We start from the raw sequence: 17,171 nt of genomic DNA on the forward strand, positions 1-17,171 counted from the left end.
ATTAAAAAAATATCCGCGTAAATCTGTTTAATCCGTGTCATCCGCGTGCCATTACACAAGTCAAATAAAAAAATAAAATATGTTTAAAATATATAACAAAATAGCTTTTAGTGGTATTATCGCTTTAAATCTATTTTTTGCTAATCCTGTAATTTCACAGGAAAAGAAAGCAAAACAAACTAGTATAGATTACACCCAATATGTAAATCCATTGATAGGATCAGCGGGGCACGGACACGTATTTGTTGGTGCCAATGTTCCTTTTGGAGCAGTGCAATTAGGACCCGTAAATGTTTTTGAGGGTTGGGATTGGTGTAGCGGATACAACTACGCAAGTAATACCATATTAGGATTCACGCACACACATTTAAGCGGAACAGGAATTGGAGATTTAAACGATATTCTGTTGTTGCCAGTATCAGGAAAAGTTCCACTTACCAAAGGAACAAAAGAAGATATGGCAACAGGTTATGGCTCATATTTCTCTCATAAAAACGAAGTAACCAAAGCAGGGTATTACAGCGTTATTCTTGATAAATACAAAATTAAAGCAGAGCTAACAGCAAGTGAAAGAGTAGGATTTCATAAATACACATTTAATACTGCTACAGATAATCACGTTTTATTAGATCTAGCCGATGGTGTGGGTTGGGACAAACCAGTAAAAACGTTCATCAAAAAAATAAACGAAACAACACTTGTAGGATATAGATATTCTGCGGGTTGGGCTGCAGATCAGCGCATTTTCTTTACGATGGAATTCTCTGAGCCAATTACAAGTATGGCATTGTATGATAATACTACCGCTGTTGCAGGAAGCGAAGGCGAAGCAGTACGTATGAAAGCAGTTTTGGATTTTAAAGCTTTAAAAAACAAACAAGTTTTAGTAAAAGTTGGGATTTCTCCGGTAAGTTATGAGAACGCTTCCGCGAATATCAAAGCGGAGATTCCGGGTTGGGATTTTAATGCTGTAGCAAAAGAAGCGACTTCAAAATGGAATAAAGAGCTAAATAAAATTCAGATAAAAGCAGACGATAAAACAACAAAAGTTTTTTACACAGCTTTATATCATACTATGTTTGCACCATCAATTTTTAATGATGTAAACGGAGATTACAGAGGAACAGATAAAAAAGTATACGAAAAAGCAGGTTTTACCAATTATACGACTTTTTCACTTTGGGATACCTACCGTGGTTTACATCCATTATATACCATTACGCAGCCAGATAAAATCAATGATATTGTTAAATCATTTTTAGCAATCTACGAGCAACAAGGGCGATTACCAGTTTGGCATTTAATGGGGAATGAAACCAATACAATGAATGGGAATCATTCGATTGCAGTTATTGTAGATGCTTACATGAAAGGGTATAGAGATTACGATACCACATTAGCGTATGAAGCCATCAAAAAAACTGCGATGCAAACTCGTGACGGAATGGATTATGTTCAAAAACTAGAATATATTCCAGCCGATAAAATATTAGAATCAGTTGGTAATGCTCTAGAATATGCTATTGATGATTATTGTGTAGCATTAATGGCAAAATCATTAGGCAAAACCGATGACTATAATTATTTCTCAAAAAGAGCCAATTTGTACAAATTGTATTTCGATAAAGAAACTACATTTATGAGAGGAAAATTAACCGATGGAAATTGGAGAACGCCATTCAACCCACTTTCATCAGCACATCGTAAAGACGATTATGTAGAGGGAAATGCTTGGCAATACACATGGTTAGTTCCACAAGACCCTTACGGTTTAATCGAATTATTTGGAAGCGAAGATAAATTTTTAGCCAAATTAGATTCACTTTTCCTGATAACAGATAAAGTAGAAGGCGAAGAAATTTCACCAGATATCAGCGGATTAATTGGTCAATATGCGCAAGGAAACGAGCCAAATCACCATATTCCGTATTTGTATGCATACGCAGGACAACCTTGGAAAACAGCCAAATTAATCCGTGAAATCGATGATAAATTCTACTCGACAAAACCAGATGGATTATGCGGGAATGAGGATTTAGGACAAATGTCGGCTTGGTATGTATTCTCATCAATGGGATTCTATTCCGTTAATCCAGCAAATGGAATTTACGTTTTAGGAAGTCCATTAGTAAACACAGCGACAATCCATCACAAAGAAGGAATTTCATTTACATTAAAAGCAATAGATAATAGTAAAACCAATATCTATATCAAAAAAGCCGAGTACAACGGAAAACCATACACAAAATCATACATCACACACGATATGATTGTAAAAGGAGGAGAATTAAAATTGTATATGGGAAGTAAACCTTCAACGACTTTTGGAGTAAAGAAAGAAGATAGACCACTTTAGGAGTTTTCAGTTTTTAGTCGCAGTTTTCAGACTTACGATAGCTTTGTCAAAGTTTTAAACTTTGACAAAGCTTAGCAAATCGAGATTTAGACTAAAGGAATAAGAAGAGTTCAGTTGCAGTTTATAGTCACAGTTTTTAGCCTAAAGCCTATAGCTTAAAGCCTAAAGCAAAAAAAATAAAATATGAAAATAAAGAGTTTAATTTTTTTAGGGATAATGCAATGTTGCGTTTTCGTAAATGCCCAAGTTAAAACGTTAGATCCGGTAGAATATGTTAATCCTTTAATGGGAACACAATCTTTACACAGTCTTTCTAACGGAAATACCTATCCTGCAATTTGCCGACCTTGGGGAATGAATTTCTGGACACCACAAACAGGAAAAATGGGTGACGGATGGGCGTATGTTTACACCGCCGAAAAGATTAGAGGATTCAAACAAACACATCAGCCTTCGCCTTGGATGAATGATTACGGGCAGTTTTCGATCATGCCAGTAACAGGAAAATTAGCTTTTACAGAAGACGAAAGAGGAAGTTGGTTTAGCCACAAAGCCGAGGTTTCAAAGCCCTATTATTACAGCGTATATCTAGCCGATTATGATGTTACAACCGAAATTACAGCAACCGAAAGAGCAGCACATTTTCAGATTACATTCCCAGAAAACGAGCAATCTTCTATTGTAATCGATGCATTTGACAAAGGTTCTTATATCAAAATAATTCCGTCAGAAAATAAAATCATAGGATATACAACTCGTAATAGTGGAGGAGTTCCTGAGAATTTCAAAAATTATTTTGTATTACAATTCGATAAACCATTTGCAACAAATTATACATGGCATGATAAAGTTCTGGAAAAAGACAAACTAGAATTAAAAGATAATCATGTAGGCGCAATAGTTGGATTTAAAACCAAAAAAGGCGAGAAAGTAAATGTAAAAGTATCATCATCTTTTATCAGTATAGAGCAAGCCGAATTAAATTTGAATAGCGAGTTAGGAAAAGCATCTTTTGATGAAACAGTAGCCGAATCTAAGCAAGAATGGAATAAAGTTCTGGGAAAATTAACTGCTGAAGGCGGAAGTGATGAACAATTAAAAACATTCTACTCTTGTTTATACCGTACTGTTTGTTTTCCTCAAAAACAATACGAAATAGACGCTAAGGGAGAAATTGTACACTATAGTCCTTATAATGGCAAAGTATTGCCGGGTTATATGTACGCAGGAACAGGGTTTTGGGATACATTCCGTGCTTTATATCCTTTGCTTAATTTAGTTTATCCTTCTATAAACAAAGAAATGCAAGAAGGATTAATCAACGATTATAAAGAAGGCGGATTCTTGCCAGAATGGTCAAGTCCAGGGTTTAGAAACGTAATGGTAGGAAACAATTCGGCTTCTGTAGTTTCTGATGCTTATATAAAAGGATTACGAGGATATGACATCAATAAATTATACGAAGCCTTGTTGCATGGAGCCAATAACGAAGGTCCGTTAGAAGCTGTGGGAAGAAAAGGAGTGGAGTATTACAACACTTTAGGGTATGTTCCTTATGATGTAAAAATCAACGAAAATGCAGCCAGAACACTAGAATATGCTTATGATGATTTCACGATTTGGAAATTGGCGAAAGCCCTAAACCGCCCGAAAAAAGAAATTAGTTTATTCGAAAAACGAATGATGAATTATAAAAAACTTTATAATCCAGAAATCGGATTAATGAGCGGTAGAAATAAAGACGGAAGTTTCCCTAAAAATTTCAATCCGTTTAAATGGGGAGATGCTTTTACCGAAGGAAATGCGTGGCATTACAGCTGGAGTGTATTTCACGACATAAATGGTTTAATTGATTTAATTGGAGGCGAGAAAAAATTTACAGCCAAATTAGACGCAGTTTTCACCACTCCACCAGTTTTTGATGATAGTTATTATGGGGCAGTTATTCATGAAATTCGCGAAATGCAAATTATGAATATGGGACAATATGCACACGGAAACCAACCAATTCAGCACATGATTTATTTGTATAATTATGCTGGCGAACCTTGGAAAACACAATATTGGTCAAGAGAAGTAATGAACCGTTTGTATAAACCAACTCCAGATGGATATTGCGGAGACGAGGATAACGGACAAACTTCGGCTTGGTATGTTTTCTCAGCAATGGGATTCTATCCAGTTTGCCCGGGAACAGACGAATATGTTCTGGGAGCACCATTATTTAAGAAAGTAACATTACAGTTAGAAAACGGAAAGGAGCTTATTATAAATGCTCCAAATAATTCTGAAACTAATAAATATGTTCAGGATTTAAAATGGAATAATGCAACTCACACCAAAAATTATATCAATCATTTTGATATTTTAAAAGGCGGTGAATTAAATTTTGACATGACCAGTAAACCTAATTTACAAAGAGGAACTTCAGCAAGTGCCTATCCATATTCTTATTCAACTTCAAAATAATACTATGCAATCACGTAGAAAATTTATAAAAAACACAGGGATTTTTTCAGCAGGATTATTGGCACTTCAATCTGATGTTTTCGGAATGCAGTCGGATGCTTTCAATTTTGCATTAAAAGATTTTATTACCAAAAGACCACCTTTAGCAGAAAGAAAATTTACAAGTAAAGCTGTTGAAGCAGCAATTGTAAGAATCAAAAAACAAATTGCAAACCCAGAATTGGCTTGGTTGTTTGAAAATTGTTTTCCAAATACATTAGACACAACTGTCGATTTTGAAATCATCGACGGAAAACCAGATACGTATGTTATCACAGGAGATATTGATGCTATGTGGTTGCGTGATAGTACAGCGCAAATATGGCCGTATATTCCTTTTGTAAAAGAAGATAAAAAACTGGCAGAATTAGTAAAAGGAGTAATCAACCGTCAGACAAAATGTATTTTGCTTGATCCTTATGCAAATGCTTTTTACAAAGATTTTAATCAGGTAAGTGAGTGGAAAAATGATATGACCAAAATGCAACCTGGAATCCATGAGCGCAAATGGGAGATTGACAGTTTATGTTACCCAATACGATTGGCGCACGGATATTGGAAAGAAACTGGAGATATTAGTTTATTTGACAGTAAGTGGAAAGAAGCCATGCTTTTGGTATTACAAACTTTTAAAGAGCAACAACGTTGGACAGATAAAGGACCATACAATTTTCAGAGAGTAACAGCTTGGGCTACCGATGGTGTACCATTAAGCGGTTACGGGTATCCTGTAAAACCATGCGGATTAATCGTTTCAACTTTCAGACCAAGTGATGACAGTACATTGTTTGGATATTTAATTCCGAGTAATATGTTTGCGATTGAAGTACTTGGATATCTTCAGGAAATATTCTCTTTGCCAGCATTAAAAGACAATGATTTAGTGGCTAAAGCCAAAGAATTACAAGGACAAGTTCAGAAAGGATTAGAAGAAAACGGAATAATCGAACATCCAAAATTCGGAAAAATTATTGCTTTTGAAGTTAATGGTTACGGAAGTTTCCACATGATGGATGATGCCAATGTTCCATCCTTATTATCATTACCATATTTAGGAGCCATAGAACCAGATAGTCCGTTATATTTGAATACGCGTAAAGTGGTACTTTCAGAAAACAATCCGTTTTTCTATAAAGGAAAAGCAGGCGAAGGAGTAGGAGGACCACATACAGGAACAGATACCATCTGGCCTATGAGTATTGTTTTGAGAGCCATTACTAGTGTCGACGAAAAAGAGATAAAAGCGTGTATTAGTAATTTGATAAAAACAAATGCCGATACAGGATTTATGCACGAGTCATTTCATAAAGACGATGTTACTAAGTTTACTCGAAAATGGTTTGCATGGGCGAATACATTATTTGGAGAAATGATAGTACATACAAGCATCCATTATCCACAAATTTTAAAAGACAAAAACATTTAAAAAACTAAAAATATATTTACCATTAAGAGATTTAAAAAAAACTTATTTTTTTAAATCGAGAGAATATTTACCATTAAGAAATTAAGAAAAATTAAGCAACAATACTTAATAAACTTAATCCCTTAATGGTAAAAAAATCTTAATCTCTTAATGGTTCAATTCCAAAAAAAAACAAGAATGAATAAAGAATATGCCGTTGGATTAGACATTGGGGGCACACATATTACCGCAGCAATTATAGATATAGTAAGCATGAAAGTGATTGATTTTTCGCTGCATAAAGAATCATTTGACTCTAATTTGCCGGTAGAAGAAGTGATGACTATTTGGGAAAAAGCAATTAGAACTTCTATAGAAAATTCTAAAGTAGAAAAACCGACAGGATTAGCAGTTTGTATGCCAGGTCCGTTTGATTATATTAATGGAGTTTGTTGGATAAAAGGACAATCTAAATACGAGCATTTTTACGGATTAAACGTTCGTAATTTATTTCAGGATAAATTAAATCTTTCGACAGATTTTCCAATTCTTTTTGAAAATGATGCGGTATGTTTTGGTAAAGGCGAAGTCTTTAAAGATTCAGATAATCTTTCTAAAAAAGTAATGGCAATCACACTTGGTACAGGACTTGGAGCTTGTTTTATAGATAAAGGAGAATCGATTTGTACAGGGGATTTAGTTCCTAAAGATGGCGAAATATATGACCAACCATATAAAGATGGAATAGCAGAAGATTATGTTTCGGCACGAGGACTTATAGTTGGTTATTTCGCTTTAAGCGGAAAAAAACTCAACAACGGATTAGAGCTTTTTAATTTGGCTAAAGCCGAAGATGAAATGGCAATAAAAGTATTCGAAGAAATGGGAGAAGATTTAGCTGCGATTGTTATTCCGTGGTTAGAAAAATTCTCTGCTGATAGTTTTATTATTGGAGGGAAAATTGCAAATGCAAGTGAGTTTTTCTTGCCTACTTTCATTAAAAAAATAAAAGAAGCAGGAAGTAAAGTCGATGTTTCTATTTCTACAGATAATGAAATTGCAGCTTTATTAGGAGCGACAAGTTTGCTTTATAAAGCTTAATAAGTTAAACCATATAAGTTATATAAGTTCATGTAAAAGAATTTTTGATAACTTGGTTTAAATTTTTTAGTAGCTATAAATAACTGTAAATGTTCTAAATATTACTTATATGATTTAATTTTGAGTTGCTATAAACAGCCCACTTAAATGATCTTATATAACTTATATAGTTTAAAAATATTTAATATGACAAACTCAAACCGCAGAAATTTTATAAAAACAGCAGCAATAGCTTCAGTTGCTGTAGCATTGCAATCTTTTAATACAGACCAAGAAGAAGAAAAGATATTGGTATCTAAAAAAGTAAAGAAACCAATTGTACTTTCTACTTGGAAGTTTGGAATTCCTGCAAACGAAGCTGCTTGGGAAGTTCTAAAAAATAAAGGAACTGCTCTGGATGCTGTAGAAGCCGGAGTTAAAATTCCCGAAGGCGATCCAAAAGAGCGAAGCGTAGGTTATGGTGGACGCCCTGATAGAGATGGTCGTGTAACACTAGATGCTTGTATTATGGATGAAAATGCCAACATAGGTTCAGTTGGTTGTTTAGAGTTTATAAAACATCCTATATCTGTTGCAAGAGCTGTAATGGAAAAAACACCACACGTAATGTTGGTTGGGGATGGAGCTTTGCAATTTGCATTAGCACAAGGTTTCAAAAAAGAAAATCTGCTAACAGAAGAGTCCGAAAAAGAATGGAAAGAGTGGCTGAAAGACAGTAAATACAAACCAATTGCCAATATCGAAAATCACGATACAATCGGGATGATTGCTCTGGATGCCAATGGAAATCTTTCGGGTGCGTGTACTACAAGCGGAATGGCTTTTAAAATGCATGGACGCTTAGGAGATTCGCCAATTATAGGAGCGGGTTTATATGTTGATAACGAAATTGGCGCTGCAACTGCCACAGGACACGGCGAAGAAGTAATAAGGATTTCGGGTTGTCACCTTGTTGTTGAATTAATGCGTCAAGGAAAATCACCTCAAAAAGCCTGCGAAGAAGCCGTAGCCAGAATCGTAAAACTAACGAAGAATAGAAACAAAGATTTAAAAGATATTCAAGTAGGTTTTATCGCTTTGAATAAAGCAGGAGAGTACGGCTCGTATTGTATTCAGGGCGGTTTTAATTATGCTGTTTATGACGATACTGGCAACCGATTAATCGATGCCGATTATTTTTTGAAGTAGAATTTACGAACTTATTTTACCCCAATCTTTGGCGAGTTACTCACGGAGCCCCTTCGTACCTCAGGGTGACAAGTTTGTGGTTATTTTGTGTAATTGTGATGTTAATAATATTGTTTTGCCCCCAATCTTGTCTTTCTGACGAAGGAAGACACGAGCGATAGCGAACTGGCGAAGCAATCTCCACAAGAATCTCCATAATGTTTGTCGAGTCACTAGTGGAGACCCTTTGTTTTACGCTCAATCTTGTCTTTCTGAGGAACGAAGAATCTCCACAAGAAATTCCATAATCTTTGTCGAACTACTAGCGGAGACCCTTCGTCAGGGAGACAAGATTGTGGTTGTTTTGCGTAATTGTATAATTGACAATCTTGTAGATTTAAAACTATTCAAATAAGTAATCTAAGAAATTCAAATCAGGATTTATTGATTTTATAAGTTGTATTTTTTTATCTCTTTTCCATCCTTTTATTTCTTTTTCTCTTGCAATTGCTTCCTGAATCCAAGTAAATTTCTCAAAATAAAGTAAAAAATGGACATCATATTTAGACGCAAAAGTTTTATTACCCACTAAAATATTTTCTTTATGTTGTCCTAATCTAATTTTTAAATTATTTGTGACTCCAGTATACAAAACAGTTTTTGCTTTGTTTGTAATTATGTAGATATAATAAGTGTGGTATCCTTCATTTGGTTGCATTAAACGAAATTAATGTTTTTAAGTTTAAGTAAGTTAAAACTTATTTTTTTATTCCCTCAATCTTGTCTTTTTGACGCAGGAAGACACGAGCGATAGCGAACTGGCGAAGCAATCTCCACAAGAAACTCCATAATGTTTGTCGAGTCACTAATGGAGACCCTTCGTACCTCAGGGAGACAAGACTGAGAACAATCGTGCTGTTCCAAATTCAGATTATTATTTACTGTCTTTTAAAGCAGTTATTAATTCTACCATATCGACGATGGCGTAGGTCGATGAATAATCGGATACGGCGTAGGGTAATATTAGGCTGTTGTTGTGGATAATTGCGCCACAGGAATACACCACATTTGGTACATAACCTTCTCGCTCATCTTCGAGTGGCGAAAGTAGTGGTTCTTTAAGTCTTCCGATTTCTTTGGAAGGGTCATCAAGGTCAAATAGTGATGCGCCTATGCAATAGCGTCGCATAGCACCTACGCCGTGGGTTATTACGAGCCAGCCTTCTTGAGTCCAGAGTGGAGATCCGCAGTTTCCTATTTGTGTAAATTCCCAAGTATAACGTGGTTCTTGGAGTAGGATAGGATTGTCCCATTGTGTGGCTCTGTCGGAATACATGATGTAATTGTTTACGCCATCGATACGGGAAAGCATGGCATATTTGCCTTTTATTTTTCGGGGAAATAACGCCAGGTTTTTATTTTGCGCACCTGCGCCATGCAGTGGCATTACCCTGAAGGTATAAAAGTCTTCGGTAGAAATAAGTTTTGGGAGTATGGTATGCCCATTATAAGCTGTATAAGTTGCCATAACCCGATTGGAGCCATCATCATCTACAAAACGTACAAAACGAGCATCTTCGATTCCTTTGCTTTCAGAGTCAGATATTGGGAATATAACGCGTTCGGTAATATCGGAGTCGTGTTTGAATTGTAAATCATAAAAAGAATCGGCTAACCAAATTATTTCTTCGAGCGCTGTTCTCCTTTCCTGACGAATTGATGGATCGCTTAATGCGATATTTACCATACTTTTTAATACAGCATATTCAAATTCATTAGGCAAATCCTGCATAATTTGCGCTATGTATTTGTCATGCGTATGCATTTCGGACAATTTTAAGAGGAATCGTTCTTTGTTGTATAGGCTTTTGTGCTCAATCTCGGCTTTATCGATATTATGCCCAATTTTCATTACTTGGAGGTTGTTATCTTTATCGAGAATTCCTCTCCTAAAAACAATTGACGAAATATGTCCTTCGCCTGTGGCACGGAATGAAATAATAACTCGTTTTTCGCCTATTTGAAGATCCGATTGATCTAAATCTTCGACAATAGATGGGTTGAAAATAGCAGCCGATTCAATAGCATATTCCATCGTGCAGTAAGAACCTATAAGCATTTTTCGGTCGAGAGACATGGTTTCATAGTCTATTTTCATGCCTTCGATTATACCTCTTATTTTTCCGGAATGTTTAAGAAAGATGCTTGAAATATTTCGGTGACGTCTTGCAAATTCACGAAGTGTATGTTCTAAGGTTTCTACAACTTGTTTTTCATCGAGTGTCATTATGCGCGCAACCATTTGGATTGTCCGTTCATCACCATTCATAAAATATCGGGCAACAACTCTTTTGGAATCTGGGATAAATCGTATATTTTTTCGGATGACAGGTACTCGCATAGTTTTATGTTTTAATTAGAATAAAATAGGAACGCTATTTATTTTGGAACAAATCAACTTTAAAAATCTAGGAATCTTAGGAAGTATAAACTTCTGATAAAGGGATTATTCCAAATTTACGAAAAAATAATAAATAAAATTAGGGTAAGTGTTTGGTTTACAAAAGGAATGGTTTAGAGGGTCAATGCTGTTGTAGAAAATAGAATTCTTTTCATCTGTTTCCGAAAAAGGATTTTAAAAAAGTTAAAGCGAAAGATAAAATTTTACCTTGCAGTTTGAAATTAATAAACCTCAAAAATTCATCTTCTAGATTGCTTATTTATGGACAGAATCAAACTTATTTTATTACTTTTTTCGACTTTTACATTTATAATAGCAATAGCATTAACAGGAAAGAATTTGTCATTTTATTTTAAGAATAAAGAAATGTATTCTGATTCTAAAAAATATACTAAAGAATATGTTTTGATAGACTCTATTTATTCCAAAAAGCTAAGACGTAAAACACGGACATATCTTACTTATGGTTTTTCTAAGAAATTTGATAATTATAAAACTACTTTTGATTTAAACAATCCTGACGGAAGCGCTCTTTTTGAGAATGATATTCCTGTTGAATTTGTTAGGGATTCTCTTAATGGATCAAATGTTTATTATTACGCTTGGGTTAATAAAGAGAAGAAGAAAGGTTTTATTGCTAATCCGAATGAAAAATCAATTAAAGATAACTGGATTTTTTTAGATCGTATTTTATCAATTCAGTTAAATATAGGCTTGATGGTCTTTTCATTGATTATTTTCTATTGGTTAGAAGTATATAGAATTTTTCAAAAAGCAAGACCATAATATGTTAGTAAGAGATAAAAACTAAGGTTTAATCTTTTAAAAGAAGATTTGTATCTCTGAATCTTTGAACCTTAGTCCCTCAGAACCTCTGTACCTAAAAAAAACTAAGCAATATTCTCTAATCCACCAGGAAATGGTCTGTAGGCATAATAATGTAAGACTTCTTCGATGGCCATTTTTAAAGCCTCATTTATAGGGAGCAATGTAATTCCCATTTTGAGGTCTATTTGTGCTAATTGCATATAATAATCAGTAAAAATAGGCACGTACTGTCCTTTATTAATCAATTCTTCGGCTGTATTAAAGTTATCTTGTTGTTCTTCTTTTATGATTTTGCAGGTTGCCAATCGCAGTTTTCCGTATTTATCGGTATTTGCGGCATAACCAAAAAGGCGACATATTAAGCCGCGATAACGATAATTGCTACATTTTCCTTTATGATGTTCCAAAACAGAAAGTGGGCGGTATAAGTGGCAATTTTTGTTGGATGTATTGTTTAATTCTGCTAAAGTTTCTTCAGCCAAACCATTTAAAAACAAATGAAATGCCCAGGGCAAAAATTCTAGGGGTGAAGCTTCTATATTAGGTTTAGAACAACATTTTCCACAACCAGCGTTACAAAATATATGTGTTTCAGATTGAAAAGCTGTAATTTCAATTTCAAGGCGGTCAAACAATGCTTCTACGAGCCGAACTTTATGTTCTATTGCCATTTTTTTGTGTAAGGTAGGCTAATAGAAATGGCTCATGCTACATTAGGTGTTTTTTTTAATTTAGAAAGGTTCAAAGGAGCAGAGAAGCAAAGGAACAAAGGTTTTTTAGGAAAGGTACTAAGGTACTAAGAAACAGAGGAACAAAGGCAGCTTCGTTTATGAATAAAATAGTTTTTTTTTAGTTATTATATTTGTTTCTAAAAGAAATAGTCTTAGAATCTGTATAAGTAGCTTCTCAAGTTACTCTCAGAGGTTTTTTTTAATTTAGAAAGGGTCAAAGGTTCTGAGGAACAAAGACTATTTAGTTTGTGTAGAGAAAGCTCTTTAGCATTATACTTTATCCGCAAACTAAATAGTCTTTGTTCCTCTGTTTCTTAGAACCTTTGTACCTCAGAAACTAAAATCCTTTGTACCTTTGAACCTTTAAAATAAGCCCCCAAATTTTATATGAACCGAGAACATTATATTCCCTTTAACAAGGAGTTCTTACTCGAACAACAAATTGCAACTTTTAGTGAAGACCAAAAAAAGGTCGATGATTTTATAAAATTATTCGATATTATAGAGCACTATTATCATTATGAAGCTTTTAATCTTAACCGAAATTTAAAACAAAATTATGCTCTATTCGATCCTGATTTAAGCCCGAAAGAACGTGAAAGTTTTATAGGCAAGAGTGATTTTTCTGTTTTTAAAGAAACCCTTGTTACAGTTTTGGAACATGGTAATTATAGTCGCATTGATAAGGAAACATTAGATAAGGCTTTTAAAGATTCAGATTTAATAGGTCTAAATTTAGCAATAGATTTTAATGCTTTTAAAGATTACGAATTATATGTTAGAGGCAATCATAAGGCAAAAGAAAAGGTAACTAGATTTATCTTCTGGAAGAAAGAAATTGAGATAGAATATTATGATCGTGTCATGATTTATCTTAATTATAATGATGCCGATTATCTTAGAGAGAAAAAAGTAAAATTAGGAAAAATGTCTATTGAGCCTGGTTCTGTGGTTTTAAAAATCTTTAAGCGCGTTCCTAAAAATGACCTCGAAACGATATTTCCAAATGCAATCCCCAAGATGTCTACTACAGACAAACTATTGTTGTGGGTTCCTGGTATTTTTGGTGGAGTTTCGTTATTAAGTACTACCGTAATTCCGGCATTGATTCGTATGTATGCTGCATACAAATCGGGAGAAACTCTCGACTTGCTAAATAGTAAAGCTTCGCTAAATCAGGGTTTAATTGCATTAGGGATTTTATCTGCATATTTATTTAGACAGTATAGCAATTTTGTGAATAAGAAGATAAAATATTCTAAGATGCTTTCTGATAGTCTTTACTTTAAGAATCTAGGAAATAATAGCGGTGCTTTTTACTCTTTATTAAACTCATCAGAGGAGGAAGTACTTAAGGAAACTATCTTGGCTTATGCATTTTTAGAAAGAAATAAGAATCCTTTAACTGCAGATGAACTCGATTATCAAATTGAATCTTGGTTTATGACAAAGCTAAATACTGATTTAGATTTTGATGTAAATGATGCTTTGTTGAAATTAAAAAATATTGGTCTTGGTATAGAAGCAAATGGAAAATGGGAAGTTATCTCGCTTGACAAAGCGCTCATTAAGATTGATGAATTGTGGAATAGTGTTTTTAGGAAAGGTACAGAGGTTTTTTAGAAAAGGTACTAAGGTACTGAGGTACAAAGGTTGCTTAGTTTGCGAGTAAAAGGATTGTGATACATAAGTAACTCGACATAGTTTGAGGAACTGCTTATGGAGATTCTTCACTCCGTTCAGAAAGACAAGATTGGAGAATTTGTTTGTCAATCTACTCGTGAATATTATTTTACTAGTTTGCTATCGTTTATTTTATCCGCAAACAAATTAATTTTTGAAACTTAGAGCTTCAGAAACTTTTTTGTCTCATTCAAACAACTTTAGGTATAATTGTATTTTTCAGCATTGATTTAAAATTAAGGGGATGCCTTTATAATATCGAATAGATTTATTCTTAATTTATTGGTTCTAACTTTTATGTATATTTCGTTTAAGTATTAAATTTAAAAAGATTAGTAATATATCTGATGAATAATCTCAAACCTATTTCTGTTTTTATAATAACATTGTTTTTATCGGGATTTGCTATTCTCAAATTCACACAGCAATTTAGGTTTATTGATGAGTTCAGATGGATTTATCAAACGGGAGGGATTTTATGTTTTTCCTTTGAGTTGCTTTCTTTAGTTTTATCCTTTATTGTTTTGATTTTATTTTTAAAAAGAGATATTAATTTGAAAACGAAATATAAATTCATCTGGATTATTTTTAGCTTAATTCCGCTTTTATTTTGGGTATTTGTTTATATTCAATTTGGTACTAATATTTAAGAATGAGTAAATAATTGTGAAAAAAAAGGAATGATAAATATGAAATCAATCATGACAAAAAAGATTCTATTAATGTTAGCAGGTGTACTTTTTTTGAGTTGTCAAAAAGATAAAAATAATGTATTAATATTTGATGAGGTAGAGTATTATCACAGTAGCTTTTATAAATTGGCTGGTCCACCAGATAATACAGATAGGTTTGATATTTATTATTCTGATTTTGTGCAGGAAAAAAATAAATTCAATTATACAAAATTAGCTCAGTATGGATTTTTAAAAAGAGAAATAAGTAACGATTTTGAGGCCAATATAAAAGATTTTCTGACAGATAAAAATCCTGGAAAATATTTCCCTGACTATAGATGTTTAAACTGTTATCAAGATATTTTGATTTTTTACAACAAGAAAGAGTTAATAGGTGTTGCTAAATTTGACTTTTTATGCAACAAGTATTGTTTTACAAGTTTTCTTTCTGATAAAAATATTTATTTAAAAAAGGATTGTTTAAGGTATAAACACTTTTTTAAAGAATAAAGAAATGCGGTAGTTATCTTGTATAAGTTTAAGAACTTTTATAGGGTGATAGTATCATAATCATTTTATCCGCAAACTAAAAGCCTTAGCACCTCAAAACCTTAGTACCTCAGAACCTTTCTCAAAAAAACCTTTGTACCTTTGCCTCTTAGAACCTTAGTACCTTCTTTAAAAAACCTTTTTTGTATCTTTCATAAATTTTATTAGATTTACGTATACCTAAATCCTGAAATATGAGAACGTTAGAACAATGGTTTGATGAATATGCAGTAAGTCACCAAAACCCAAAGAATAAAGCGATACATTATGTATGTGTTCCTGCAATTTTCTTTTCGATTGTAGGTTTATTAATGAGTATTCCGAGTGGTTTAATTGCAAATACTCTAAAATTGAATGCTCCAATAATCGAAAATTGGGCTGTGGTTGTGTTACTTTTTGTACTCGTTTTCTATATTCGATTGTCGGTTGCAATGGCTTTTAAGATTGCAATTTTCTCGGCTATTTGTCTGGTTGTAAATTATTATATAGGACAAGTTTTTCCGTTATGGATATTTTCTATTGGTGTTTTCGTTATTGCGTGGATTGGGCAGTTTTATGGACACAATATAGAGGGTAAAAAGCCTTCTTTCTTAAAAGATCTTCAGTTTTTAATGATTGGTCCAGCTTGGGTGGTTGAGAATTTATTCTCGAAGAAAAGGGTTTAAAAAAGGTGCTGAGGTTCAAAGGTACAGAGAGGCAAAGGCTACTTAGTTTATGAACAAAATTATTTGAATTTTATAAATACTCCATGAACAAAATTTACGTATTATTCCTTTTTACTCTTACCTTGATTAGCTGTAAGGAAGAAGAGAAAAAAAGGATAAGTATTCCTTCAACAAAAGTTTCTATTGAAGCACCTCAAGATTTTAAACTATCCAAAAGTATCATCGGACTTGAAAAAGGTACTAATGCGATGATTCAGATATCAGATTTGGTAGGAGGGAACTTCGATAGTAATTCAAGAGATTTTTCTAAAAAAGGATTTGAAGATAGAGGAGTTAAAGTTTTTGAGTATAAAGAATTTAAACTCGATGGCTATCAGGCTAAATATATTCATATGCAAGGTCAGGATAATCAGGAAGCTATGAATGTAGTTTTTGGAGATTCTACATTTTGTGATATGGTTATGGCAATATTTCCTGCAAATGATAAAACAACAGCTGATCAAATAAAAAAAGCTATTTTTTCTATAAAATATAACAAAGAGCTTAAGGTAGATTACTTGAATTTAGCTTTTTTTAAAGTAAATAATAATAAATCAAAATTTAAATTTGCGCAAGCATCAGGGAATATGTTTACCTATTCTACTGGTGGAGTAGTTAAGAAGTCTTATGAAAATGAGCCTATGTTCTTAATTACACCTCTCCCTGGTGATTCGGGTTTGACTAAAAAAGAATTGTCGGAAAGTATATTTAATGGTTTGATACAAAATAGCTTTATAGTTCTTGAAGAAAAGAATATTAAAACGGAACGCGTGAATGGGTATGACGCATATGAAATTGAAGTTTATGGTTTTCTAAAGGGGAAAAAAGTTTTAGTTTATCTACTTGTATTAAGAAATGAAAATAAGGCTTTGGCTTTAGAAGGAGTTGCTTATTCTGATTTTGATAATGAGCTAATTGGTTTTAAAGAAATAGCTCATAATGTAGTATTTAAATAATATTGAGAGTAAATGAAGAAAAAGTTTAAAGAATCTATATTTTAATGA

At 33.3% G+C, this 17,171-nt stretch carries 13 protein-coding genes; 10 read left to right on the forward strand and 3 right to left on the reverse strand.

Translation table 11 applies throughout. The features are described from left to right. Nucleotides 1–79 precede the first annotated feature (79 nt). From OA93_RS14370 to OA93_RS14390, 5 genes are all read left to right on the forward strand, one after another. The gene (locus OA93_RS14370; protein WP_039114061.1) at nt 80–2,356 is read left to right on the forward strand and encodes a GH92 family glycosyl hydrolase; all 2,277 of its coding nucleotides are present in this window, start codon (nt 80–82) and stop codon (nt 2,354–2,356) included. A gap of 183 nt (nt 2,357–2,539) precedes the next feature. Continuing rightward, on the forward strand, nt 2,540–4,825 hold the full coding sequence (locus tag OA93_RS14375; protein WP_039114062.1) for a GH92 family glycosyl hydrolase: 2,286 nt from the start codon (nt 2,540–2,542) through the stop codon (nt 4,823–4,825). 4 nt (nt 4,826–4,829) lie between these two features. Beyond that, nucleotides 4,830–6,290: a glycoside hydrolase family 125 protein gene (locus OA93_RS14380; RefSeq protein WP_039114115.1), complete on the forward strand. Its 1,461-nt coding sequence runs from the start codon at nt 4,830–4,832 to the stop codon at nt 6,288–6,290. Between the two features lie 177 nt (nt 6,291–6,467). Next, nucleotides 6,468–7,370 carry an ROK family protein gene (locus OA93_RS14385; protein WP_039114116.1) on the forward strand — a complete coding sequence of 301 codons (903 nt, stop codon included), beginning with the start codon at nt 6,468–6,470 and terminating at the stop codon, nt 7,368–7,370. A 186-nt stretch (nt 7,371–7,556) separates the two neighbouring features. Then, nucleotides 7,557–8,558 carry a N(4)-(beta-N-acetylglucosaminyl)-L-asparaginase gene (locus tag OA93_RS14390; protein ID WP_039114117.1) on the forward strand — a complete coding sequence of 334 codons (1,002 nt, stop codon included), beginning with the start codon at nt 7,557–7,559 and terminating at the stop codon, nt 8,556–8,558. Nucleotides 8,559–8,940: 382 nt separating this feature from the next. Here the strand turns inward: OA93_RS14390 and OA93_RS14395 are convergent, their stop codons facing one another. Further along, the gene (locus tag OA93_RS14395) at nt 8,941–9,255 is read right to left on the reverse strand and encodes a GIY-YIG nuclease family protein (protein ID WP_039114063.1); all 315 of its coding nucleotides are present in this window, start codon (nt 9,253–9,255) and stop codon (nt 8,941–8,943) included. 216 nt (nt 9,256–9,471) lie between these two features. Next, complete coding sequence (locus OA93_RS14400) at nt 9,472–10,938, reverse strand: glycoside hydrolase family 130 protein (protein ID WP_039114064.1); 1,467 nt, start codon at nt 10,936–10,938, stop codon at nt 9,472–9,474. A gap of 321 nt (nt 10,939–11,259) precedes the next feature. Between OA93_RS14400 and OA93_RS14405 the strand changes: the two genes are divergently transcribed. Continuing rightward, the gene (locus OA93_RS14405; RefSeq protein WP_039114065.1) at nt 11,260–11,784 is read left to right on the forward strand and encodes a hypothetical protein; all 525 of its coding nucleotides are present in this window, start codon (nt 11,260–11,262) and stop codon (nt 11,782–11,784) included. 104 nt (nt 11,785–11,888) lie between these two features. Here the strand turns inward: OA93_RS14405 and OA93_RS14410 are convergent, their stop codons facing one another. Next, a complete protein-coding gene (locus OA93_RS14410) occupies nt 11,889–12,497 on the reverse strand; it encodes a YkgJ family cysteine cluster protein (protein ID WP_039114067.1) in 609 nt (202 codons plus the stop codon). A 447-nt stretch (nt 12,498–12,944) separates the two neighbouring features. Between OA93_RS14410 and OA93_RS14415 the strand changes: the two genes are divergently transcribed. The 4 genes from OA93_RS14415 to OA93_RS14435 all read left to right on the forward strand — a co-directional run bounded on the left by OA93_RS14415 (nt 12,945) and on the right by OA93_RS14435 (nt 17,123). Beyond that, the gene (locus OA93_RS14415; protein WP_039114068.1) at nt 12,945–14,180 is read left to right on the forward strand and encodes a TMEM143 family protein; all 1,236 of its coding nucleotides are present in this window, start codon (nt 12,945–12,947) and stop codon (nt 14,178–14,180) included. Nucleotides 14,181–14,941: 761 nt separating this feature from the next. Beyond that, nucleotides 14,942–15,424, forward strand: a complete 483-nt coding sequence (locus tag OA93_RS14425) for a hypothetical protein (protein WP_039114070.1) — start codon at nt 14,942–14,944, stop codon at nt 15,422–15,424. A gap of 233 nt (nt 15,425–15,657) precedes the next feature. Beyond that, nucleotides 15,658–16,128: an Mpo1-like protein gene (locus OA93_RS14430; RefSeq protein ID WP_039114071.1), complete on the forward strand. Its 471-nt coding sequence runs from the start codon at nt 15,658–15,660 to the stop codon at nt 16,126–16,128. 83 nt (nt 16,129–16,211) lie between these two features. Continuing rightward, nucleotides 16,212–17,123 (forward strand): hypothetical protein, encoded by a 912-nt coding sequence (locus tag OA93_RS14435; RefSeq protein ID WP_039114072.1) that lies wholly within the window; start codon nt 16,212–16,214, stop codon nt 17,121–17,123. Nucleotides 17,124–17,171 lie beyond the last annotated feature (48 nt).

This window comes from Flavobacterium sp. KMS (genome assembly GCF_000813005.1).
Taxonomy (GTDB): Bacteria; Bacteroidota; Bacteroidia; order Flavobacteriales; family Flavobacteriaceae; genus Flavobacterium.